The organism is Pelagibius sp. 7325 (assembly GCF_037652055.1).
In the GTDB taxonomy this organism is placed as follows: domain Bacteria; phylum Pseudomonadota; class Alphaproteobacteria; order Kiloniellales; family Kiloniellaceae; genus Pelagibius.
This window is the reverse complement of record NZ_JBBKAH010000004.1, coordinates 180,300-201,564: the sequence shown is the minus strand read 5'-3', so window position 1 is coordinate 201,564 and position 21,265 is coordinate 180,300. Positions and strand designations below refer to the sequence as shown.

Below are 21,265 nucleotides of genomic sequence, written 5' to 3'. Positions count from 1 at the left end.
GCTTTGCGGCCTTGGGCAGCGCTTTTTGGCGTGTCCCGGGATAAAGACGCAAGGCGCTCCTTGCCGGCCTTATAAGAGGGTCGGCTAGGGCCGGGCGGCTGGTCCGACCAGCGCCGGTCCACGAATAGCCAGAGGGAGTACAGAATGGCATTCTACGAGTGCGTGCTGATTGCACGCCAGGACGTCGCCACGTCTCAGGTCGAAGGCCTGGTGGCGGAATACACCAAAATCCTCGAAGACAACGGCGGCCGAGTCGCGGGATCCGAGTACTGGGGGCTGCGTACCCTGGCCTACCGGATCAAGAAGAACCGCAAGGGCCACTACGTCATGCTGCGCATCGATGCGCCGGCGGCGGCGCTGCACGAGATGGAGCGCAACATGCGCCTCAGCGACGATGTCATCCGCTACCTGACCGTGCGCGTCGAAGAGCTGGAGGAAGGCCCCTCCATCGTGATGCAGGCGCGTGATCGCCGCGACGACCGGGGCGACCGTGGGGGCCGTGGCGATCGCGGTGACCGGGGCGACCGGGGCGACCGCCGTGGTCCGCGCGAAGGCGGCTACCGCGACCGTGGCCCGCGTGAGGGCGGCCCGCGTGAAGGCGGTCCGCGCGAGGAAAGAGCGACCTCCAGTGAAGGAGCTGCAGAATGAGTGTGCAAGTTGTCGGTGGCGGCGGTGGCCGTCGCCCGTTCTTCCGTCGCCGCAAGAGCTGCCCGTTCTCCGGGCCGAAGGCACCGAAGATCGACTACAAGGACACGCGTCTGATGCAGCGCTTCGTGTCGGAGCGCGGCAAGATCGTGCCGAGCCGTATCACCGCCGTGTCGGCCAAGAAGCAGCGTGAGCTCGCGCGCGCCATCAAGCGTGCCCGCTTCCTCGCTCTTCTGCCCTACGTGCTGAAGTAAGCGCCCTAGCAGGAGAACCGAAAATGGAAGTGATCCTGATGCAGCGCATCGAGAAGCTCGGTCAGATGGGCGACGTCGTGTCGGTCAAGCCGGGCTTTGCGCGCAACTACCTGTTGCCGCAGAAGAAGGCGATGCGGGCCACCAAGCAGAACATGGCCCGCTTCGAAACCCAGCGGGCTCAGCTCGAAGCCGAGAACCTGAAACGCCGCGAAGAAGCCGAGCGGGTCGCCAAGGACCTCGAGGGCATGACCGTGACCCTCATCCGTCAGGCGGGTGAGAGCGGCCAGCTCTACGGCTCGGTCACCAGCCGCGACGTCGCCGAAGCGGTCACCGCGGGTGGCGTCACCGTCAGCCGCGGCCAGGTCGACCTCGGCCCGGTGATCAAGATGCTGGGCCTCCACAAGGTGCGCGTCCGACTGCACCCGGAGGTCATCGTGACCGTCACCGCCAACGTGGCGCGTTCCGACGAAGAAGCGAAGATCCAGCTGCAGAGCGGCCGGGTTATGAGCGTGGAAGAGATGCGCCAGGCCGAGGAAGCCGCCGAAGCCGAACTGGAAGCGGCGGTCGATGCGACCGAGCAGCAAGAAGAGGCCGGCGAATCGGCAGGCGAAGAGGCCAAGCAGGACTAACGTCCGCTCCCCCTCGCCCTTCCGGCCGAATGACAACGGCGGCTCCCCTGGCGGGAGCCGCCGTTTCTCTTTTGCCAGACCTGTCAACCGAATAGAATCGTCCTTATCCCCGATTCTCCCGTAGAGTCCTGTTTGGGGATATCGGCTTTTCCCGTAGCTTTCGGACTCATGAACACACCCCAGCCGAACCTGCCGGCCTTCCTCGGTCCGACGAACGAAGACCTCCTGCGCCTGCCGCCGTCCAATGACGAGGCGGAGCAGGCCCTGCTGGGCGCCATCCTGGCCAACAACGCGGCTTACGAGAAAGTGTCCGACTTCCTGCGCGCGGAACACTTCGCCGATGCGGTGCACGCGCGCATCTTCGAGGCCTGCGGCAAGCTGATCGAGCGCGGCCAGATCGCCAACGCGATCCAGCTGAAAAATCTCTTCGAGCAGGAGAGTGCCCTCACCGAGGTCGGCGGTGCGCAATACCTGGCGCAGCTGCAGTCCAGCTACGTCACCATCATCAACGCCGTCGACTACGGCAAGACGATCCACGACCTCTACCTGCGCCGTCAGCTCATCGCGATGGGCGAGGACATGGTCAACGACGCCTTCGACTACGACCTCGACATCGACGCCAGCCAGCAGATCGCCGTCGCCGAAGACAAGCTCTACAGGCTGGCCGAGATCGGCGAGACCGAGGGCGGGCTCAGCACCTTCAAGTCCGCGGTGCTGGAATCGCTGCACATGACCGAGGCGGCGATGCGGCGCGACGGCCTGGCCGGCGTGTCCTCGGGTCTGCACGACCTCGACAAGCTGCTGGGCGGCTTCCACCCCTCCGACCTGGTGATCCTCGCGGCGCGCCCCTCCATGGGCAAGACGTCCTTGGCAACCAACATCGCCTACAATGTCGCCGCGGCGGCGCGCACCGAAAAGGACGCCGAGGGCAACCCCATCGAACAGCGCCAGCCGGTCGCCTTCTTCTCGCTGGAAATGTCGTCCGAGCAGCTCGCTTCGCGCGTCATCGCCGAGCGCACCGGCGTCCGCTCCGATTCCATGCGCCGCGGCGACATCCAGGACGAGGATTTCGACAAGATCTTCGAAGCGAGCCGCGAACTCTTCGAGCTGCCGCTCTTCGTCGACGACACCCCGGCCCTCTCGGTCAGCCAGGTCCGCACGCGCGCGCGCCGCCTGAAGCGCCAGCACGGCCTCAGCCTGATCGTCATCGATTACCTGCAGCTGATGCAGCCGCCCGCGGGCAAGCGCAGCGATAACCGGGTGCAGGAGGTCTCCGAGATCACCCGCGGCCTGAAGGCCCTGGCCAAAGACCTCGACGTGCCGGTGATCGCTCTGTCGCAGCTGTCGCGCGCCGTCGAGCAGCGCGAGGACAAGCGTCCGCAGCTGTCCGACCTGCGCGAGTCGGGCTCGATCGAGCAGGACGCCGACGTGGTGATGTTCATCTACCGCGACCAGTACTACCTGGAGCGCGCCGAACCGTCCCAGCGCGACGGCGAGGACGACAACAAGTACCACGAGCGCCTGGAGCGCTGGAAGGAGCGCTGCGAGCGCGCCTACGGCAAGGCCGAGATCATCATCGCCAAGCAGCGCCACGGCCCGATCGGCGCGCGCGAGTTCGCCTTCGACGGCGACACCACGCGGTTCAGCGACCTGGTCGCCGATGACCACCTCCCCGACCACTACTGAGCCGGCAGCAGGCGCCGTGAGAGAGAACGCCCTTGGCCAGGTGCCGCCGCGCGTCGCCGGCGTGCTGACCGTCGACCTCGCCGCCATCGCCGAAAACTATCGCATCCTCAAGGCTGCCATGCAGCAGCGCGCCGTCGGCGCCGTGGTGAAGGCCGACGGCTACGGCCTGGGCGCCGAGCGGGTCGCGCCCGCACTGGTGAAGGCCGGCGCGCGCAGCCTCTTCGTCGCCCAGCTCGACGAGGCCCTGAAGCTGCGCCCGGTGCTCGACCGGTGCCACCCGGCGCTCTCGCTCTACGTGCTGAACGGCCTGATGCCCGGCGCCGAGGCGGACTACGCCGACAACAACATCCTGCCGGTGCTCAACTCCCTGGGCCAGATCGACGCCTGGGCCGCCTTCGCCCGCAGCCGAGACAAGGTGCTGCCGGCCGCCGTCCACCTGGACAGCGGCATGTGCCGCCTGGGCCTGCCGCCCGACGAGGTCGAAGCCCTGCGCGCCGATCCGGGGCGGCTGGACGGCATCGTGCCGACCTGCGTCCTGAGCCACCTCGCCTGCGCCGACGAGCCGCAGCACCCGAAGAACGCCGAGCAGCTGGCGGCGCTGAAGGCGGCGCTGACCGCCCTGCCCCGCGCGCCGGTGTCGTTCTGCAATTCCTCGGGCCTCTTCCTCGGGCCCGACTACCACTTCGACCTCGGCCGGCCGGGGGTCGCGCTCTACGGCGTGAACCCGACCCCGGCGGCTCCGAATCCGATGCGCCAAGTGGTGCGTTTACAGGCAAAAATCCTGCAAATCCGCGCGATTGACGCTCCTCAGACCGTTGGCTATGGTGCCACCCACCGCGCCACGGGGCCGGCCCGAATCGCGACCGTTGCCGCTGGCTATGCCGATGGCTACCTGCGGTCGATTTCCTCACGCGGGCATGCCTGGGTCGCCGGTCATAGGGTTCCTGTGGTTGGACGCGTTTCCATGGATTTGCTAGCGCTGGATGTAACCGGAGTGGCGCCTGAGAAGGTGCAGCCGGGAGACTGGGCGGACTTGCTCAACGGCGAGCAGGACGTTGACGCCCTGGCGCGCGAAGCCGGGACCATCGGCTACGAAATCCTGACCTCCCTCGGCGCGCGCTATCACCGGCTGTATGTGGATTAGCGATTGATGCCGATTCTCCAGCCGATCGGCCGCACCTTTCTGACCTTTTTGGAAGCCACCGGCCGGCTGACGCTCTTTACCGTGCTGTCGCTGTCGCACTGTGTGCGGCCGCCGCTCTACCCGCGCCTGATCCTGCGGCAGATGATCGAGATCGGCTATTACTCCCTGCCGGTGGTCGGCCTCACCGCGATCTTCACCGGCATGGTGCTGGCGCTGCAGAGCTACACCGGCTTTGCACGGTTCTCGGCGGAAAGCGCCATTCCCAACGTGGTCGTCGTTTCGATCACCCGCGAGCTGGGTCCCGTGCTGGCCGGCCTCATGGTCGCCGGACGGGTCGGCGCCTCCATGGCCGCCGAGATCGGAACCATGCGCGTGACCGAGCAGATCGACGCGCTCGAGACGCTGGCGACCAATCCCTTCAAGTACCTCATCGCGCCGCGCCTCATCGCCGGCCTCACCATGCTGCCGATCCTGGTCCTGATCGCCGACATCATCGGCGTGTTCGGCGGCTACATCGTCTCGACGCAGAAGCTGGGCTTCAACCCGGCGACCTACCTGAAGAACACCTGGGACTTCATCGAAACGCAGGACGTCATCTCCGGCCTGGTGAAAGCCGGCGTCTTCGGCTTCCTGGTGACCCTGATGGGCTGCTACCACGGCTACCACTCGCGCGGCGGCGCGCAGGGCGTCGGCGCGGCGACCACCAACGCCGTGGTCTCCGCCTCGATCCTGATCCTCAGCTTCAACTACTTCATCACCGAGCTGTTCTTCGCACGATGAACGACAGCCCCGCCCTCTCCGAAACGCAGGCCGGCGCCGAAGCCACGACGGGCACCACGCCGAAGATCGCCATCCGCGGCCTCACCAAGGTGTTCGGCGACAAGGTCGTGCTGAACGGCATCGACCTCGACATCCTGCCCGGCGAGTCGATGCTGGTCATCGGCGGCTCGGGCAGCGGCAAGTCGGTGCTGCTGAAGTGCATTCTCGGCCTGCTGCACCCTGACGCCGGCTCCATCAAGGTCGACGGCGAGGAAGTCGTCGGTCTCTACGGCTCCGAGCTCGACCGCGTGCGCCGCAAGTTCGGCATGCTGTTCCAGAACGCCGCCCTCTTCGACTCGCTGACAGTGTGGGAGAACGTCGCCTTCGGCCTCATCCAGGGCCAGCGCATGGAGCGTGCCAAGGCGCGCGGCATTGCCCTGGAGAAGCTGGCCGCGGTCGGCTTGGGCGATGACGTCGGCAAGCTGATGCCGGCGGAGCTGTCCGGCGGCATGCGCAAGCGCGTCGGCCTCGCCCGCGCCATCGCGACTGAGCCGGAGATCATCTTCTTCGACGAGCCCACCACCGGCCTCGATCCCATCATGGGCGACGTCATCGACCGCCTCATCGTGGACTGCGTGAAGGGCCTGGGCGCCACGGCGCTGTCGATCACCCACGACATGGCGAGCGCGCGGCGCATTTCCGACCGCGTGTCCATGCTCTACCAGGGCAAGATCATCTGGACAGACCACGCCAGCGAACTGGAACGCTCCGGCAATCCTTACGTCGACCAGTTCATCAACGGGCGTGCCGAAGGACCGATAAAGGTCCAGGTGAACGGCATTTGAGCCGCGGGCGCCGCTACAGGATCGAGGGCTGAGCATGGCCAAGCCGCGCTCGCAGTACGTCTGCCAGGACTGCGGCGCCGTCACCGCCAAGTGGGCGGGGCGCTGCGAGGGCTGCGGTGCCTGGAACTCGCTGGTCGAGGAAAGCGTGCAGGCGGCGCCCGGTGGGCTCTCCGGCCGTGGCAAGGCCGCCGGCCGGATCCAGTTCGTCGACCTGAAGAGCGAGAGCCAGCCGCGCCCGCGCTTGACCTGCGGCATCGCCGAGTTCGACCGCGTGACCGGCGGCGGCCTGGTGCCGGGCTCCGCCGTGCTGGTCGCGGGCGACCCGGGCATCGGCAAGTCCACGCTGCTGCTGCAGGTGACCGCGCGCATGGCTGCGTGCGGTTCGACCTGTGCCTACATCTCCGGCGAGGAGTCGATCGACCAGGTACGCCTGCGCGCGCGCCGCATGGGCCTCGCCGAGGCGCCCGTGCAGCTTGCTGCCGCCACCTCGGTGCGCGACATGGTGGCCAGCCTCGACCACCCGGCCAGCCCCGAGCATCCGGGCCCGGCGGTGGTGATCGTCGATTCGGTGCAGACCCTCTACATCGACAGCCTGGAGTCGGCGCCCGGCACGGTCTCCCAGGTGCGCGCGGCGGCGCAGGAGCTGATCCGTCTCGCAAAAAAGCGGGGGTTCGCCCTGCTGCTGGTCGGCCACGTCACCAAGGAGGGCCTGATCGCCGGCCCCAAGGTGCTGGAGCACATGGTCGATACCGTGCTGACCTTCGAGGGCGACCGCGGCCATCATTTCCGCATCCTGCGCGCGGTGAAGAACCGCTTCGGCCCGACCGACGAGATCGGCGTCTTTGAGATGACCGACGAGGGCCTGCAGGAGGTCGCCAACCCCTCCGCCCTGTTCCTCGCCGAGCGCCGGGGCAATGTCACCGGTGCCGCGGTCTTCGCCGGGCTGGAGGGCACCCGTCCGCTGCTGGTTGAAATTCAGGCCCTGGTTTCCACATCTCCCCAGGCGACTCCGCGGCGCGCCGTGGTCGGCTGGGATTCCGGCCGTCTCGCCATGGTGCTGGCGGTCTTGGAGGCGCGATGCGGGCTGGCATTGGCCGGCCAAGAGGTATATTTGAACGTTGCCGGCGGCCTCAGGATCGGGGAGCCGGCAGCGGATCTGGCCGTGGCGGCGGCCCTGGTATCGGCGGCATCGGGACAGGAAGTGCCGGAAGAAACGGTGATTTTCGGCGAAATCGGCCTTTCGGGCGAGATCCGCCCGGTCAGTCAGGTGGATCTGCGCCTGAAGGAAGCCGAAAAGCTCGGCTTTACCCGGGCCTGGATCGCCCCACGCCGCAAGCAGGCAAAAGGCAAGGCGACGGCAGCCGCGGGCGCCGGCATGCGGGTTGAGGAGATCGCCCACCTGCAGGACCTTGTCGCCCGCCTGGCCGCCCCGGAGTCCGACGGCCGATCGGGCGGCGATTCGGGCAATCGGCGCCAGCAGGCCTACGAGAAAGCCCGTTAGAGACCCTGAATGGACAGCTTGCCGATCAACCTGGCAGACCTCATCGTCATCATCGTCCTGGTGGTGTCCGGCATCTTCGCCTTCGTGCGCGGCTTCGTGCACGAGGTGCTGGCGGTTGCCTCCTGGGTCGGCGCGGCTTTCGTGACGCTCTACGCCTTTCCCGTTGTGCAGCCCTACGTACTGAGCGTCATCGCGGTTGAATTCATCGCCAGCCTGGTGACCGGCGTCGGCCTGTTCCTGGTCACCCTGGTGCTGTTCTCGGTGCTGACCCGCATCCTGTCGAACCGCATCCAGCAGAGCAGCCTGGGGGCGCTCGACCGCTCGCTGGGCCTGCTGTTCGGCTTCGTCCGCGGCGCCGTCATCGTGGTGCTGGCCTGGCTGGCCCTCGACTACATGGTGGCCGAGGAAGACCGCCCGGCCTGGCTGCAGGAGGCAAGGGCACGCCCGCTGATCGAGCAGGGCGCCGGCTACATGCTGGCCCTGGTGCCGCCCGGCCTGCTGGAGCGCGGCGACCAGGCCGCCGAAGACGCCAGACGCCGCGCCGAAGATCTGCGGCGCGCCGAGCAGAGCTATCAACAGCTCGTCTCTCCGCTGCGAAAAGCCGATGCAGTGGAGGAGCAGCCCACGTATAACGAAGGCATGCGCGACGAGATCGAGAAGGCCATCGAAGGCCTCATGTCGGACGAAACCGCGCCAGGAGAGACCAAGCAGTGATGATCACCAATCCTCTGGCTCCCCCTCCCAGTCGAACCGGGGACGACGATAAGTTCCACGAGGAGTGCGGCGTTTTCGGCGTCTTCGGGCATACCGACGCCGCGGCGCTGGCCGCCCTCGGCCTGCACGCCCTGCAGCACCGCGGCCAGGAAGCCGCCGGTATCGTCGCCTACGACGGCCGCCAGTTCAACGCGCACCGCGACCTTGGCCACGTCGGCGACATCTTCTCCTCCGAAGGCATCATGGCGCGCCTCACCGGCCATGCCGCGGTCGGCCACAACCGCTACTCCACCACCGGCGAGACCGCGCTGCGCAACGTGCAGCCGCTGTTTGCCGACCTCTCCCTCGGCGGCTTCGCCCTCGCCCACAACGGCAACCTGACCAACGCGCGCCACCTGCGCCACCGGCTGGTGGAGCAGGGCGCGATCTTCCAGTCGACCAGCGACACCGAGGTCATCCTGCACCTCATCGCGACCTCGGAGGCCGGCAGCCTGATCGACCGCATCATCGCGGCGCTGCGCCAGATCGAGGGCGCCTACTCCCTGGTCGCGCTGTCGAAGAGCTGCATCTTCGCGGTGCGCGATCCCATGGGCGTGCGCCCGCTGGTGCTCGGCAAGCTGGGCGATGCCTACGTCGTCACATCGGAGACCTGCGCCCTCGACATCATCGGCGCCGAGTTCGTGCGCGATATCGAGGCCGGCGAGATGGTGGTGCTGGACGAGTCCGGCGTACATTCGCTGCGCCCCTTCCCGCCGGCGCCGCGCCGTCCCTGCATCTTCGAGTATATTTACTTCGCGCGGCCGGACTCCATGATGGAAGGCACCTCCATCTACGAAGCCCGCAAGCGCATCGGTGCCGTGCTCTCTGAGGAAAGCGGCCCGCCGGCCGATGTCGTGATTCCGGTGCCGGACTCCGGCGTGCCGGCGGCGATCGGCTATTCGGAGGCCTCGGGCATTCCCTTCGAGCTCGGCATCATTCGCAACCACTACGTCGGGCGCACCTTCATCGAGCCGGGCCAGCAGATCCGCAACCTGGGCGTCAAGCTGAAGCACAACGCCAACCGCCATACCATCGCCGGCAAGCGCGTGGTACTGGTCGACGATTCCATCGTGCGCGGCACCACCTCCATCAAGATCGTCGAGATGGTGCGTGCCGCCGGCGCCACCGAGGTGCACATGCGCATCGCCGCGCCGCCGACCACCCATTCCTGCTTCTACGGCATCGACACGCCAGAGCGCGACGAGCTGCTCGCCTCGCGCATGGACGTCGCCGGCATGGCCAGCCACATCGGCGTCGACAGCCTCGCCTTCATCTCTATCGAGGGCCTCTACCGCGCCATGGGCGAGAACGGCCGCAATGCCGAAGCGCCGCGCTTCTGCGATGCCTGCTTCACCGGCGACTATCCGATCCGGCTGACCGACTTCGCCGGCCGCGACCGCCCGGCACAGCTGTCCCTGCTGGCCGAGCGCGCCTGAGGCGCACCGCTGCCGCGATGTTTGCCCGCCTGATCTACAGTCTCGGTGCCATTGCGGGCGGGTCGGCTTTCTCGCAGTTCCCGGAGTATTACGCCCACTACCTGCAGCGCCTCGGCGGGCGCATCGACCAGGCCCGCCTGCGCGCCGCGGAGATCCGCGAGGACGCCGCCGAGAGGGGCCTTTCGGTGGAAGACTACGTCGAGACCTTCCTGGACAGCGCGCCGCACAGCCTGGAGGGCGGGCGCATGGCGGAGAGCATCTTCCAGCTCGACCGCATGGAGGCGGCCTACCAGGCGCTGCGCGACGCCACCCCGCTGCAGCGCCCTCTCGCCTTCGCCGAGCACATGAATGCCGGCCTCGCCGAAGCGACGCTGGGCGATTTCGCCCCCGCCGTGCCGATCACGCCGGAAGGGCTCACCTATGCCGCCGCCGGGATGCTCGCCGGCCTCATCGTCATCTTCGGCTCGCGCCGCCTCCTGCGCCGGCGCCGCCGCCACAAGGAGTTGCAAGCGTAATGTCCGAGAGTAAGGACCGCCCGGAGGGAAGGCTCGAGGGCCGCATCGCCGTCATCACCGGCGCTTCGCGCGGTATCGGTGCCGCCGTCGCCGAGCGTTTCGCCGCTGAGGGCGCGCAGCTGATCCTCATCGCGCGCACCGTCGGCGCGCTGGAGGAGCTCGACGACGCCATCCGCGCCCAGGGCGGCAGGCAGCCGGTTCTCGTCCCGCACGACCTGCGCGACTTCGACGGCCTCGACCGTCTCGGCGCCTCGCTGCACGAGCGCTACGGCAAGCTGGACATCCTCATCGGCAACGCCGGCATCCTGGGGCCGCTGACCCCCGTCGGTCATATCGCGCCGGACATCTGGCAGGAGGTCATGGACGTGAACGTGACGGCGAACTACCGCCTGATCCGCAGCCTCGATCCGCTGCTGCGGCTCTCCGATGCCGGGCGCGCAGTCTTCGTCACCTCCGGCGCCTCCAGCGGCCTGAAGGCCTACTGGGGCCCCTACGCGGTCTCCAAGGCGGCTCTCGAAGCGCTGGTGCGCACCTACGCCGCCGAGATCACCAAGACCAACGTCAAGGCGAACCTGCTCTCGCCCGGCCCGATCCGCACCATGATGCGCGCCGCCGCCTTCCCCGGCGAGGACCCCAAGACCCTGCGCAGCCCCGGGGAGATCGCCGAGCTCTTCGTCGCGCTGGCGGAGCCGGCCTGCGCGCGCAACGGCGAAGTGGTCGAGGCCCGCTAAGAACAACGCCGGTCTGCGGCAAGTCCGATCCTCTAGGGCATTGCCGCTCCCGCACTTCGGACCCATGATGGGCCGTCGCAGCAATGCCGCGGGACAGCGGCCGGACAGAACCTGGGGAGGAGCCGTTGATACCGACGACCGTGGCGGGCAGCCTGCCGAAACCCGATTGGCTGGCGGAGCCGGAGAAGCTCTGGGCGCCCTGGCGCCTGGAGGGCGCAGCGCTGATCGACGGCCAGAAGAAGGCGGCCCTGGAATGGATCCGCTTCCAGGAAGATGCCGGCATCGACATCGTCAGTGACGGCGAGCAGTTCCGCAAACACTTCGTGCACGGCTTCCTCGAACACATCGAGGGGATCGACTGGCAGCGCATGACCACCATGGGCATCCGGAACGACCGCTACGAGGCGCAGGTGCCGACGGTGACCGCGCAGGTGCGGCGGCCCAAGCCGGTCCATGTGGAAAGCGCGAAGTTCTGCCGCGCCAACACGAAGAACAAACTGAAATTCACCCTGCCGGGCCCGATGACGATCTGCGACACCATCGCCGACGGCTACTATGGCGACCGCCCGAAGATGGCCATGGCCTTCGCCGAACTGCTGAATGCCGAGGCGCGCGAGCTGCAGGCCGCCGGCGTCGACGTCGTGCAGTTCGATGAGCCCGCCTTCAACGCCTTTACCGAGGAAGCGGCAACCTGGGGCGTCGATTGTCTGAACCGCGCCATCGAGGGCCTCACCTGCACCACGGCGGTTCACATCTGCTACGGCTACGGCATCCAGCAGAACATCGACTGGAAGAAGTCCCTGGGCGGCGAGTGGCGCCAGTACGAGGCGTTCTTCCCCGCCCTCAACAAAAGCAACATCGGCCAGGTTTCCCTGGAGTGCGCCAACTCCCACGTGCCGCTGTCCCTCATCGCCCTGTTGAAGGACAAGGACGTGCTGGTCGGCGCCATCGACGTCGCCACGAACGAGATCGAGACGCCCGAGCAGGTGGCGGCGACCCTGCGCGCCGCCCTGGAGTTCGTCGCGCCCGAGCGCATGGTGGCCTGCACCAACTGCGGCCTGGCGCCGCTGACGGCGGCGGTTGCCCAGGGCAAGCTCAAGGCTCTCGGCGCCGGCGCACGCCTGCTGCGCGAGGAACTCAGCAAGGGCCGCGGGCGGCCCTGATCTAGGCCGCCTGGCGCTCGCTCCGCGCCAGTTCGCCCTTCAGGTAGCGGGCGATGGCGTCCATGCCGGTGAGCGGCACGCCGGCCGCGGCCTCGGCTTCGCTGTTGTAGTTGGTGTTGGTGTTCACGTCGTAGACCAACGGCCTGCCGTCCGCGCCGGTGGCGAACTCAATGCCCGCGATCTCGATGCCGGCGATCTGCAGGAAGCGCTCCAGCTTCGTCTTGAGACCGGCGTCGATATCCTCGATCACCTGGAAGGCCGGACGCGTCGCGTCGGGGACGCTGCAGACATCCGCCGGGCAGAGCTCGAAGCCGTTGCTGGTATCCACTTCGACGGCATAGAGGAAGCGGCCGCCGACGAACTCCGCCCGCGTGATGATCGGCTCACGCGTCACCACGTAGTCCTGCAGCAGGTGGACGCCGTCCAGCGGCGCCTCGTAGTCGAAGGTCTCCAGGTGCGCGGCGAGATCGTCGGCGTTCTCGAGCAGCCGCACGCCCAGGCCCTTGCCGCCGCGGTTCGGCTTCAGGAGGAAGCGTGAGTCCCCGAAGGCATTGCGCGCGGCTTCGACAAGCTTGTCCTTGCCGACCACCGGCACGGTGCGCGGCGTCGCCACGCCGGCGCGCGCCAGCGCCGCGTACTGGCGCACCTTGCTGATCTCGAGATCGAGGGCGCTGGGACCATTCACCACGCGGCGGCCGTACTGGGTCAGCCAGGCCAGCGTCACCGCCGTCAGCTCCGCCGAGTAGCGGTGCCCGCGGGTGTGCGAGGAGGCGCTCATGCGGTTGTAGAAGACGCCCTCCGGCGGCGGCGCCGCGAGGTCGATCGCCCGCTCCACCAGGAACCAGTCGTCCCAAGGCGCGCCGCTGCGCTCCAGCGCCGCGGCCAGCGGCGGCAGCCAGTCGGGGTTCTCGTGCAGGACGTGGATTTGGGGCCGGGAGATCTGGGGCTGGGTGATGCGGGACATCTGCGGACGCCTTCCTCGCTGCGACACCGGCTTGGCCGCCGGCGGGTGGGAATCTTCCCTTGGAAATGGCCATTCGGAACAAAACTACAATACAAAATGAGGAATAATAATGAAATAACATATTATTTATGTATTTTATACTGACATTGATTTCCTGCAGGAAGCCTTCCCCCGCCCGTCAGACGCTGAGGCGCTCTTTCAGAAAGTCGGAAACCACCCGATTGAAGGCCTCCGGGGCCTCGAAGTAGGCCGAGTGGCCCGCCCCGGGAACGACCTCCAGCCGCGCGCCGGGGATCGCCGCCGCGACCTCCTCCATCGCCTCGGGCGGGAACAGCACGTCCTCCGGGCTGGTGAGCACCAGGGTCGGCACGGCGTAGCCCCGCAGCTCTTCCAGCGTGACCGAGCGCGCCGACGTCAGGCGATTGAAGCTGCGCGGGAAGTTGCAATTGAGGCCGGAGATCTGCCGGGCGAGATAGGCGCCCTCGGGATTGCCTGCGGCGAAGGACTTCCCGATCTGCCCGGTCCCCGGCGGGATGGCCCCGGAGGCGAGGTGCGCTATGGCCGCGGTGGCCTTGGGCGTGTCGAGGCCGCCGGGAGTGTTGGCCAGCACCAGCGCCGCGACGCGCGCCGGCTGCGTCACCGCCAGCTTGAGCCCGCCCCAGCCGCCCATCGACTGGCACACCACGGCGGCGCGCCCGATGCCCTCGGCATCCAGGATCGCCGCGATGTCGCGCGGGAAGTACTCGGCCTCGAAATGCTCAGCGTCGCAGCGTGAGCGCCCGAAGCCGCGGTGGTCGAAGACGATGACCTTGTAGCGCCGCGAGAAGACCGGCACCTGCTGCCACCAGCTCGCGCAGTTACCGCCGCGCCCATGCGCGAAGACGACGGCGGCGGCGTCGCCATCACCCTCGCCATGGACCTCGTAGTAAAGCGTCGCGCCTTCGTTCTCGACAGCAGCCATCGGCTCTCCTTAGCAGCGCTAGCGCTTCTTCTTGTCCGCCTTCGGCTTCTTCCGCCCAGCGTAGGGGTTATCGCCCTTGCGGAAGTGGATGCGGATCGGCGTGCCGGGCAGCTTGAAGGCGTCGCGCAGGCCGTTCTCCAGGTAGCGCAGGTAGGATGGCGGCAGCTCGTCCGGCTTGGAGCAGAAGATGGCGAAGGTCGGCGGCCGCGTCTTGGCCTGGGTCATGTACTTCAGGCGCACCGGGCGCCCGGCGGCGGCCGGCGGCGGGTGGGACGCCGTCACCGCGTCGAGCCAGCGGTTGAGGTCCGCCGTCGGAACACGGCTTCTCCACACCTCGTAGGCGCCGAGCACCGCGTGCATCAGCCCCTCGATGTTATGACCCTGCAGGGCGGAGAGTGTCACCACCGGCAGGCCGCGGGTCTGCGGCAGCGAGCGCGTGAGGCGGTCGTGGATCGCCTTCAGCTTCTCGTCGCGGTCGCGGCAGGCATCCCACTTGTTGACGCCGATGACCAGCGCGCGGCCCTCCTCCACCACCATGCGGGCGATGGTGAGGTCCTGCTTTTCGAGCCCTTCCTCGACGTCCAGCAGCAGCACCACGACGTGGGCGAAGCGGATCGAGCGCAGGGTGTCCTGGGTCGAGAGCTTCTCCAGCTTCTCCACCACCCGCGCCCGGCGGCGCAGGCCGGCGGTATCGACCAGGCGCAGCTGGCGGCCCTCGAAGGTCCAGTCGACGGCGATGGAATCGCGGGTGATGCCGGCCTCAGGCCCGGTCAGCAGTCGATCTTCGCCGATCAGCTTGTTGATCAGGGTCGACTTGCCGACGTTGGGGCGTCCGACGACGGTGAGCTGCAATACGCGCTCGTGCTCGGCCTCCTCGTCCTCCGCCTCGACATCGACCCCTGTCGCCGGCACGGCGATCGCCTCGCCCGCCGCTTCGGCCGCCGCCTTCTCGGCATCGACCGCGGCGACGGCGTCGTAGAGGTCGCTCATGCCGAGGCCGTGCTCGGCGGAAATCGGGATGGCCTGGCCGAGACCCAGGCTGTAGGCCTCGCCGAGGCCCGATTCCGCCTCGCGGCCCTCGCACTTGTTGGCGACCAGGGCGACGGCCTTGCCGCTTCGGCGCAGCCAGTTGGCGAAGTGCTCGTCCAGGGCGGTGATGCCGGCGCGGACGTCGAACACCAGAAGGGCGAGGTCGGCCTCTTCGAGAGCCTTTTCGGTCTGGGCGCGCATGCGGCCCTCCAGGCTGGCGTCGAAGCGCTCCTCCAGGCCGGCGGTGTCGACCACGCGAAATTCCAGGCCGAAGAGGTTGGCGTCCCCTTCGCGGCGGTCGCGGGTCACGCCCGGCGTATCGTCGACCAGCGCGATGCGCTGGCCGACCAGCCGGTTGAACAGGGTCGATTTGCCCACGTTGGGGCGCCCGATGATGGCGACGGTTATGGTCATGGGGTGATGGCATAGGGGGCCGGCGCGCCCGCCGCAAGCCCGTTTATCGCCCCGCCGCGGCGCTTCCCGGCGCCCCTACCTACCGCAGGGCGATCAGATCGCCGCCGTCGGTTAGCAGGTAGAGACTGTTGTTGGCCACCACCGGGGGCACGGCGACGCCGTCGCCCAGGGTGATGAAGCCCAGCAGCTTGCCGTCATAGGGCGATACCGAGATCACCTCGCCGTTGGAGCCGGCGACGATCAGGCGGTCACCGGCCAGCACCGGTCCGCGCCAGCGGATCGGGTCTTCCTGCTCCTCGGGGTCGGCAAAGCGCGGCAGCGGCGTCACCCACTTGATGCGGCCGTCGTGGCGCTGCAGGCAGACCACCTGGCCGTCGTTGGTCAGCACATAGATGAAATCGCCGGCGGCCCAGGGCATCTGCACGCCGCCGATCTCCGCCTGCCAGGCGCGCACGCCCTGGCGCAGGTCGACCGCCATCATCTGGCCGGCATGGCTGACCGCCAGCACGAGGTCGCGGTCGATCACCGGCAGGCCGCGGATCTGGGCGATGTCAGCCAGCGGGTCGAGGCGGCGGAGGGAGCTGAGGTTCTCGCTCCACGCCTGGCGGCCGTCGTCGGTCAGCAGCGCCAGCACCTCGCCCGAAGAATAGGGCACCACCACCGTGTTGCGCGCCACCGCCGGGCTCGCCGAGCCCAGCAGGCCGGCGGTCTCCTGGACGCCGACATGGTTCCACAGGCGCTCGCCGGTCTCGACGTTCAGCACCAGCAACTGGTTGTCCAGGGTGACGACGAAGACGCGGCCTTCAGCCACAACCGGGGCACCTCGGATCGGCCCGGGCGCCTTGTGAATCCACAGGGTCTCGCCGGTCTTCTCGTCCAGCGCGAAAATCCGCGCAAAGCCCGTGGCCGCGAAGATCTTGCCGCCCTCCGCGGCGATGCCGCCCCCGAAGAAGCCGTCGTCCTCGTCCTCGTCCTCCAGGTCGACCTGCCACAGGCGGCTGCCGTTGGTGGCCGAGAAGGCGGAAACCAGAGAGCGCGCGTCCATGGTGAAGACGGTGTCGCCGACCACGATGGGCTGCGCCAGCAGCGTCGCCACGTCCCCGGACCCTTCGCCGACATCGGCGCTCCACACGCGTTGCGGGTTGGCGCTGAGCGACAGGTGGTACATGGCGTGGGCCGCGCTGCCGCCGGGCTGCGCCCAGTCGGCGTTCACGTAAGGCTCCGGCAGGCGCACGGGCACGTCGGCGATGGCGGGATCGGCGCGCAGTCCGCGCTCGTAGGCGAGGATCGCGATGCGCTGACCGGGCAGCGGCGGGGCCTCTTCCTCGCCGAACCAATCAAGGACGCCGCAGGCAGAGAGCGCGAGCAGCAGCGGCAGCGGCAGAAAGAAGCGCTTCAAAGTCACGGGCATTTGAGGGTCATCCAGGCAGGGAGGCGAGCAGTTCGGCAGCCCGCGAGCGGCTGCCCGCCGGCGCGGCGGGATCGTCGGTGATCTTGGTCAAGTGATCGCGCGCCGCGGCCGTGTCGCCCTCGCGCAGCGCCAGGGCGGCGAGCAGTTCCAGCGCGGTAAAGCGGTAAGGTGCCTCAGGCTCCGCCAGCGGCCGCAGTTCGCCGCGCAGGACGGCGGGGTCGGCGTCGTTCATCCTGTGCATCACGGCAAAGAGCGCACCGAGTTCGTTGAGCGCCTCCACGCTGCCGCCGCCGGCAGCCAATTCGCCCCACACCCGCTCTGCCGTGGCGGTGTCGCCGGCCTCGGCGGCCAGTTGGGCCTGGGTCAGTGCCGCCATCAGGGGGTAACCGGTGCCATCGGGATCGCTGAGGGCCTCCAGTTCCGCCCGCGCCTGTGCGGTGTCGCCGCTCTGCGCCAGCGCCGTCGCCTCGGCATAGGCATCGGCCTGCTGGCCGCGCAGCTTCAGATCATAGGAGCGCCAGCCCTGGTAGCCGGCGGTGGCGATGACGACGACCGCAGCCCCGACGTAGATATAAATGCTGTAGCGTTTCCACCAGTCGGCCGCTTTGTCGCGACGCAGATCTTCTTCGACTTCTTTAAAGATATCGGCCACTGGCCACTCCCCAAACGCACCCTGCTCACAATCACAGCCGGGATGACGGACTCTGCCAGCTCTGTGGCGCTTCGTTGATAAAGCCCTTGCCCGCCCGCATCAACCACCGAATTCAGCGGAACAGGGCGCCTCCGCCCGCCCTTCAGGGCCTCTGGGTCAGGCCGCCTTCCACTTGATGCTGCAGCCCATGGAGGCGATCTGCTCCGCCGGCCCCTTGCCGGTCTCGGCGATGCGCTTCATGGCCTCGTAGAGGTCGCGCCGGGCACCGGACGCCGGGGTGGTGCGTGACTCGTCCAGGCGGCCGCGGTACTGCAGTTCCAGATCCGCGTTGAATCCGAAGAAATCGGGGGTGCAGACGGCCCCGTAGGCCCGGGCGGTCTCCTGGGTTGCGTCGACCAGATAGGGAAAGCCCAGGCCATGCTCCTCGGCGAAGGCCTTCATGTTCTCGTAGGAATCCTCGGGATAGCTGGTCGGGTCGTTGGCGTTGATTCCGGCCACGCCGATGCCCAGGGCGGCCAGCGCCTTGGCCTCCTGCGCCAGGCGCCCGGCGATGGCCCGCACGTAGGGGCAGTGGTTGCACATGAAAACGATCAGCGTGCCCTTCGGCCCGGCCAGGTCGGCCAGGCTGTAGGTTTTGCCGTCGGCACCCAGCAGGGAGAAGTCGACGGCCTTCCAGCCGAAGTCGCAGATGGGGGGCGTTGCTGCCATGGCTCGCGGCTCCATTACATCGGATTATCAATTGGTTGTTCGGTCTTCCTCAACCTTCCGGAAAACCGTCTTACGTTAACAGATTTTTCAGCGCGGGCGGCCAGACTGGAAGCCGATGTTTGGCGAAAATCCGCCGCCCACTGCCGCCGCTCCAGCCGCACCCTGTCGAGGCCATCCTAAGCCGCAAGGGGCGACTTGTCAGGACGCCAGGCGGTGCCGGCGACACTGCCGCTAGCGGCGACCAGGAGCTCAAGGTATGAGACGCGGACTGACGATTCTCCCGGCCCCTCTTTGCCGTCCCCTGCTTCGGTCGGGACTGGCGCTGGGGCTGGTGGCAGGCCTGGGCGCCTGCGACCCGACCTCCCAGGCAATGCTGGCCGGCGCCTCCCTGGTGACCCTCGTGCACACCGACAAGACCGTCAGCGACCATGTCGCCACCTGGGCCTTCGACGAGGACTGCTCCACCCTGGCACTGGCCAACGGCGAGGACTACTGCAAACCCTTCGTGACCGAGGAGGAGCGCGCGGCCGCCGAGGCCGAAGCCGCCGCCCGCCAGGCCGGCACCTACTGCTACCGCACCCTCGGCGCCGTCACCTGCTACCGCCAGCCCGACGAGATGGCCAGCGCCATGGCCCGGGTCCGCTGATCGCCGCTTTCCCGGACGGACCGCTCACGCTTCAGCCGGCCAGACCTCGGCTCTGGACGTCGGCTCTGGACGTCGGCAAAAAATTGCGGAACACTGGCGACGTTAAGAGAATAAGACTCCATCCGGGACGCAATAGGGAGCCAGGCAGCCTGCATGAGCCAGCTGTACCGCTTCAGCGAATACCGCAAAAGCCCACGCCGCATCTTCTTCGACCGGGCAGAACTGAACCAACTGCTCTCCCTCTACAGCCGCAATGTCGCCAGTGGCGAATGGCGCGACTATGCCATCGACCAGGTCGGCGGCTCGGCCATTTTCTCGGTGTTCCGCCACACCCACGACGCTCCGCTCTACTCGATCGCCAAGCAGGGCAACAGCCGCTCGATCGAGTATGTAATCTTCTCCGGCAGAGAAAAAATTAAGCGGGCCAAGACGTTGGGTGACGCCCTTAAAGTGTTTAAGAAGAATTTGAGGGTGGTGTCCTGAGCCTCGCGGCGCCCCTTGCCGCCGGGGCGCCACTCAGAGGCGAAATTCCAATAATCTCACCTCTCAGCGACCATTCATAAAATATTGAAATAAAGAAATATTTTTAATTCTCGAGCTCGCCTTCCCTGCGCCAGTACGCAACCCCTGATGTAAACGCGTCCTTAACCTAAAAACTTAAGCGGCGGGAAATCATCTGGTGCGACCATCGGGTAATTCCTGAGCTTTCCCCAATCGGCTTTTGGAAGAGTATCTGTCTCGATCGAGCCAGCGGCAGGATCCCCCAACTGTCGCTGGCTCATTCGTCCCGGCCCTGGTTTTCCGGGGGAACCCGGTGACGGAATGCAGACAGCCGCACAATGCGGGCGGCCGCCAGGGCGCCCCTCTCAATCTCGGTGGTGATCATGTCGTGGGACCAGGACGTCAGTGCATCCAAGCTGCAGACCCTTCACGATGCTGACCGCCGCCGCTTCATCCGCGCCTCCACCGTGCTCAAAGCCCGCCTGCTCACCCCCGCCGGCGCCGTCGAGGGCACCGTGCTCGACGCCTCGCTGAACGGCGTAAAGCTCTGGGCGGCCGGCAATGTCCCGGTCGGCACCCAGGTGACCCTGGTGCTCGCCGGTTCGGTCCACTTCGGTGGCGAGGTGGTGTGGCGCCGCGAGGAGACGCTGGGCATCTGCTTTCGCGACGATCCGGAAAAGGTCGCCGTCATTATGGCCGCCCTGCTGCCGCAGCGCTGCCTCCAGGTCGGCCACGCCTGACCTAGTCGCCTCTTACCGATTCCGCTATCATCAGCTGACGCGCGGCAAAAAGCCCGGGTAGATTCCTCCGCCCGGGCTTCCCGTCGCTTAGACTATTTCGCCGGCAGGCTGCGCAGATAGGCGATCAGCGCCGTAAGGTCCTGCTCGGAGACGTTCTTGTAGTAGCCATAAGGCATCGGGGGCATGAGATGACGCCCATCCGGCCGGACGCCTTGGGTAATCGCCCGCTTGATCTCGTCGTCGCTCCACTCGCCGAGGTTGCTCGGCGTGATGTTGGCCGAGACGCTGACGCCCCAGGGCCCGGGAAACTCGAAGCCGCCCGCCCCCAGCTGGTTGCGCCAGTCCGGGCCCTGCGGCCCCATCGGCGAATGGCATTCGATGCAGTGCCCCAGCGGCCCGGCCAGGTAGGCGCCGTAGGCCAGGCCGTCGTCCGGCGACACCTCGGCCACGCTCTCCACCGGCGGCCCGTAGCTCGGCGGCAGCGGCACGCGGTATTCCGACTTCTGCACCGCGTTCCGCACCGGTTTCAGGCTGCGCAGGTAGGCGACGATCGCCTCCACGTCGCGGTCCGCCATGTTGCTGTAGAGCGCGATCGGCATAATGGGCCCGATCAACGTGCCGTCCGGGCGCCGCCCCTCGCGGATCGCGGCGATGATCTCAGCGTCGCTCCAGCCGCCGATACCCGTCTCGACGTCCGGAGTCAGGTTGGAACTGTAGGCCGTAAAGGCCTCGAACTCGAACGGCAGGCCGCCGGCCAGTTCCATGCCCGGCAGCGGACCGTTCGGGCCTTGGGGGGTGTGGCAGTTGCCGCAGGCAACGATGCCCTGCATCAGGTAGGTGCCCCGCTCCAGCAGGGTCTCCGCCTTCGCGGCCGCGCCCGGCAGCGCCATCACGGCCAGGGTGAATGCAATACAAGCGACCACCGTGCTGGAACGCGCGCGGGAGCGCCCCGCGCCGGCCCCAGCGGCGGCCCCAGCGGCGGCAACGGCATGCACAGTCATGATGTTTCGATCCTCAGTCAGTCGGCGCTTTCCGGCGCCTGTTCATGCGCGGCGGCGCTGTCTATCCGATCCGCCGAACGCGCGCCAGTCCATTTCGCCGGCGCAAAGGGGGCAGCCAGCGGCAATTTATGGGGCCAGCGGGATCGCGCCGCCCCGCATCACGGCGGCGGGAACAGG

General features: G+C 67.7%; 23 protein-coding genes. 16 read left to right on the top strand and 7 right to left on the bottom strand.

Annotated features, from left to right (window positions below):
• The first annotated feature begins 144 nt into the window (after positions 1-144).
• From rpsF to WDC82_RS13860, 13 genes are all read left to right on the top strand, one after another.
• Positions 145-648: a 30S ribosomal protein S6 gene (rpsF, locus tag WDC82_RS13920; protein WP_340117942.1), complete on the top strand. Its 504-nt coding sequence runs from the start codon at positions 145-147 to the stop codon at positions 646-648.
• Positions 645-899 carry a 30S ribosomal protein S18 gene (gene rpsR, locus WDC82_RS13915; RefSeq protein WP_340117941.1) on the top strand — a complete coding sequence of 85 codons (255 nt, stop codon included), beginning with the start codon at positions 645-647 and terminating at the stop codon, positions 897-899. Before rpsF ends, rpsR begins: the two co-directional genes overlap by 4 nt.
• A 23-nt stretch (positions 900-922) precedes the next feature.
• Positions 923-1,528: a 50S ribosomal protein L9 gene (rplI, locus tag WDC82_RS13910; protein WP_340117940.1), complete on the top strand. Its 606-nt coding sequence runs from the start codon at positions 923-925 to the stop codon at positions 1,526-1,528.
• A gap of 168 nt (positions 1,529-1,696) precedes the next feature.
• A complete protein-coding gene (locus WDC82_RS13905; protein WP_340117939.1) occupies positions 1,697-3,214 on the top strand; it encodes a replicative DNA helicase in 1,518 nt (505 codons plus the stop codon).
• 16 nt (positions 3,215-3,230) lie between these two features.
• Complete coding sequence (gene alr, locus WDC82_RS13900) at positions 3,231-4,358, top strand: alanine racemase (RefSeq protein ID WP_340117938.1); 1,128 nt, start codon at positions 3,231-3,233, stop codon at positions 4,356-4,358.
• Between the two features lie 6 nt (positions 4,359-4,364).
• Positions 4,365-5,138, top strand: a complete 774-nt coding sequence (locus WDC82_RS13895) for an ABC transporter permease (protein ID WP_340117937.1) — start codon at positions 4,365-4,367, stop codon at positions 5,136-5,138.
• Positions 5,135-5,962 carry an ATP-binding cassette domain-containing protein gene (locus WDC82_RS13890; RefSeq protein WP_340117936.1) on the top strand — a complete coding sequence of 276 codons (828 nt, stop codon included), beginning with the start codon at positions 5,135-5,137 and terminating at the stop codon, positions 5,960-5,962. The genes WDC82_RS13895 and WDC82_RS13890 overlap by 4 nt, the downstream gene beginning before the upstream one ends.
• Before the next feature lie 34 nt (positions 5,963-5,996).
• The gene (gene radA, locus WDC82_RS13885) at positions 5,997-7,463 is read left to right on the top strand and encodes a DNA repair protein RadA (protein WP_340117935.1); all 1,467 of its coding nucleotides are present in this window, start codon (positions 5,997-5,999) and stop codon (positions 7,461-7,463) included.
• A gap of 9 nt (positions 7,464-7,472) precedes the next feature.
• Entirely contained in the window at positions 7,473-8,177 is a 705-nt protein-coding gene (locus WDC82_RS13880) for a CvpA family protein (protein ID WP_340117934.1), read from the top strand.
• Positions 8,177-9,652, top strand: a complete 1,476-nt coding sequence (gene purF / locus WDC82_RS13875) for an amidophosphoribosyltransferase (protein ID WP_340117933.1) — start codon at positions 8,177-8,179, stop codon at positions 9,650-9,652. Before WDC82_RS13880 ends, purF begins: the two co-directional genes overlap by 1 nt.
• A 17-nt stretch (positions 9,653-9,669) precedes the next feature.
• The gene (locus WDC82_RS13870) at positions 9,670-10,167 is read left to right on the top strand and encodes a DUF2937 family protein (RefSeq protein ID WP_340117932.1); all 498 of its coding nucleotides are present in this window, start codon (positions 9,670-9,672) and stop codon (positions 10,165-10,167) included.
• The gene (locus WDC82_RS13865; RefSeq protein ID WP_340117931.1) at positions 10,167-10,898 is read left to right on the top strand and encodes an SDR family NAD(P)-dependent oxidoreductase; all 732 of its coding nucleotides are present in this window, start codon (positions 10,167-10,169) and stop codon (positions 10,896-10,898) included. The genes WDC82_RS13870 and WDC82_RS13865 overlap by 1 nt, the downstream gene beginning before the upstream one ends.
• 125 nt (positions 10,899-11,023) lie before the next feature.
• Complete coding sequence (locus WDC82_RS13860; RefSeq protein ID WP_370661551.1) at positions 11,024-12,061, top strand: methionine synthase; 1,038 nt, start codon at positions 11,024-11,026, stop codon at positions 12,059-12,061.
• A gap of 1 nt (position 12,062) precedes the next feature.
• Here WDC82_RS13860 and WDC82_RS13855 read toward each other — a convergent pair whose 3' ends face one another.
• From WDC82_RS13855 to WDC82_RS13830, 6 genes are all read right to left on the bottom strand, one after another.
• Positions 12,063-13,025, bottom strand: a complete 963-nt coding sequence (locus WDC82_RS13855) for an alpha-L-glutamate ligase (RefSeq protein ID WP_340117929.1) — start codon at positions 13,023-13,025, stop codon at positions 12,063-12,065.
• Between the two features lie 178 nt (positions 13,026-13,203).
• A complete protein-coding gene (locus WDC82_RS13850) occupies positions 13,204-13,986 on the bottom strand; it encodes an alpha/beta fold hydrolase (RefSeq protein ID WP_340117928.1) in 783 nt (260 codons plus the stop codon).
• A gap of 18 nt (positions 13,987-14,004) precedes the next feature.
• On the bottom strand, positions 14,005-15,429 hold the full coding sequence (der, locus tag WDC82_RS13845; protein ID WP_340117927.1) for a ribosome biogenesis GTPase Der: 1,425 nt from the start codon (positions 15,427-15,429) through the stop codon (positions 14,005-14,007).
• A 79-nt stretch (positions 15,430-15,508) separates the two neighbouring features.
• Complete coding sequence (locus tag WDC82_RS13840; RefSeq protein WP_340117926.1) at positions 15,509-16,840, bottom strand: PQQ-binding-like beta-propeller repeat protein; 1,332 nt, start codon at positions 16,838-16,840, stop codon at positions 15,509-15,511.
• A 7-nt stretch (positions 16,841-16,847) separates the two neighbouring features.
• Positions 16,848-17,492 carry a tetratricopeptide repeat protein gene (locus WDC82_RS13835; RefSeq protein ID WP_340117925.1) on the bottom strand — a complete coding sequence of 215 codons (645 nt, stop codon included), beginning with the start codon at positions 17,490-17,492 and terminating at the stop codon, positions 16,848-16,850.
• A gap of 156 nt (positions 17,493-17,648) precedes the next feature.
• Positions 17,649-18,200 (bottom strand): thioredoxin family protein, encoded by a 552-nt coding sequence (locus WDC82_RS13830; RefSeq protein ID WP_340117924.1) that lies wholly within the window; start codon positions 18,198-18,200, stop codon positions 17,649-17,651.
• Between the two features lie 256 nt (positions 18,201-18,456).
• Here WDC82_RS13830 and WDC82_RS13825 point away from each other — a divergent pair, with 256 nt between their 5' ends.
• From WDC82_RS13825 to WDC82_RS13815, 3 genes are all read left to right on the top strand, one after another.
• Positions 18,457-18,846: a hypothetical protein gene (locus WDC82_RS13825; protein ID WP_340117923.1), complete on the top strand. Its 390-nt coding sequence runs from the start codon at positions 18,457-18,459 to the stop codon at positions 18,844-18,846.
• 153 nt (positions 18,847-18,999) lie between these two features.
• Positions 19,000-19,329 (top strand): DUF2794 domain-containing protein, encoded by a 330-nt coding sequence (locus tag WDC82_RS13820; protein ID WP_340117922.1) that lies wholly within the window; start codon positions 19,000-19,002, stop codon positions 19,327-19,329.
• Between the two features lie 401 nt (positions 19,330-19,730).
• A complete protein-coding gene (locus WDC82_RS13815) occupies positions 19,731-20,087 on the top strand; it encodes a PilZ domain-containing protein (RefSeq protein WP_340117921.1) in 357 nt (118 codons plus the stop codon).
• 92 nt (positions 20,088-20,179) lie between these two features.
• On the opposite strand, the gene WDC82_RS13810 is transcribed toward WDC82_RS13815, so the two are convergent.
• The gene (locus WDC82_RS13810; protein WP_340117920.1) at positions 20,180-21,088 is read right to left on the bottom strand and encodes a c-type cytochrome; all 909 of its coding nucleotides are present in this window, start codon (positions 21,086-21,088) and stop codon (positions 20,180-20,182) included.
• Between the last annotated feature and the right edge of the window lie 177 nt (positions 21,089-21,265).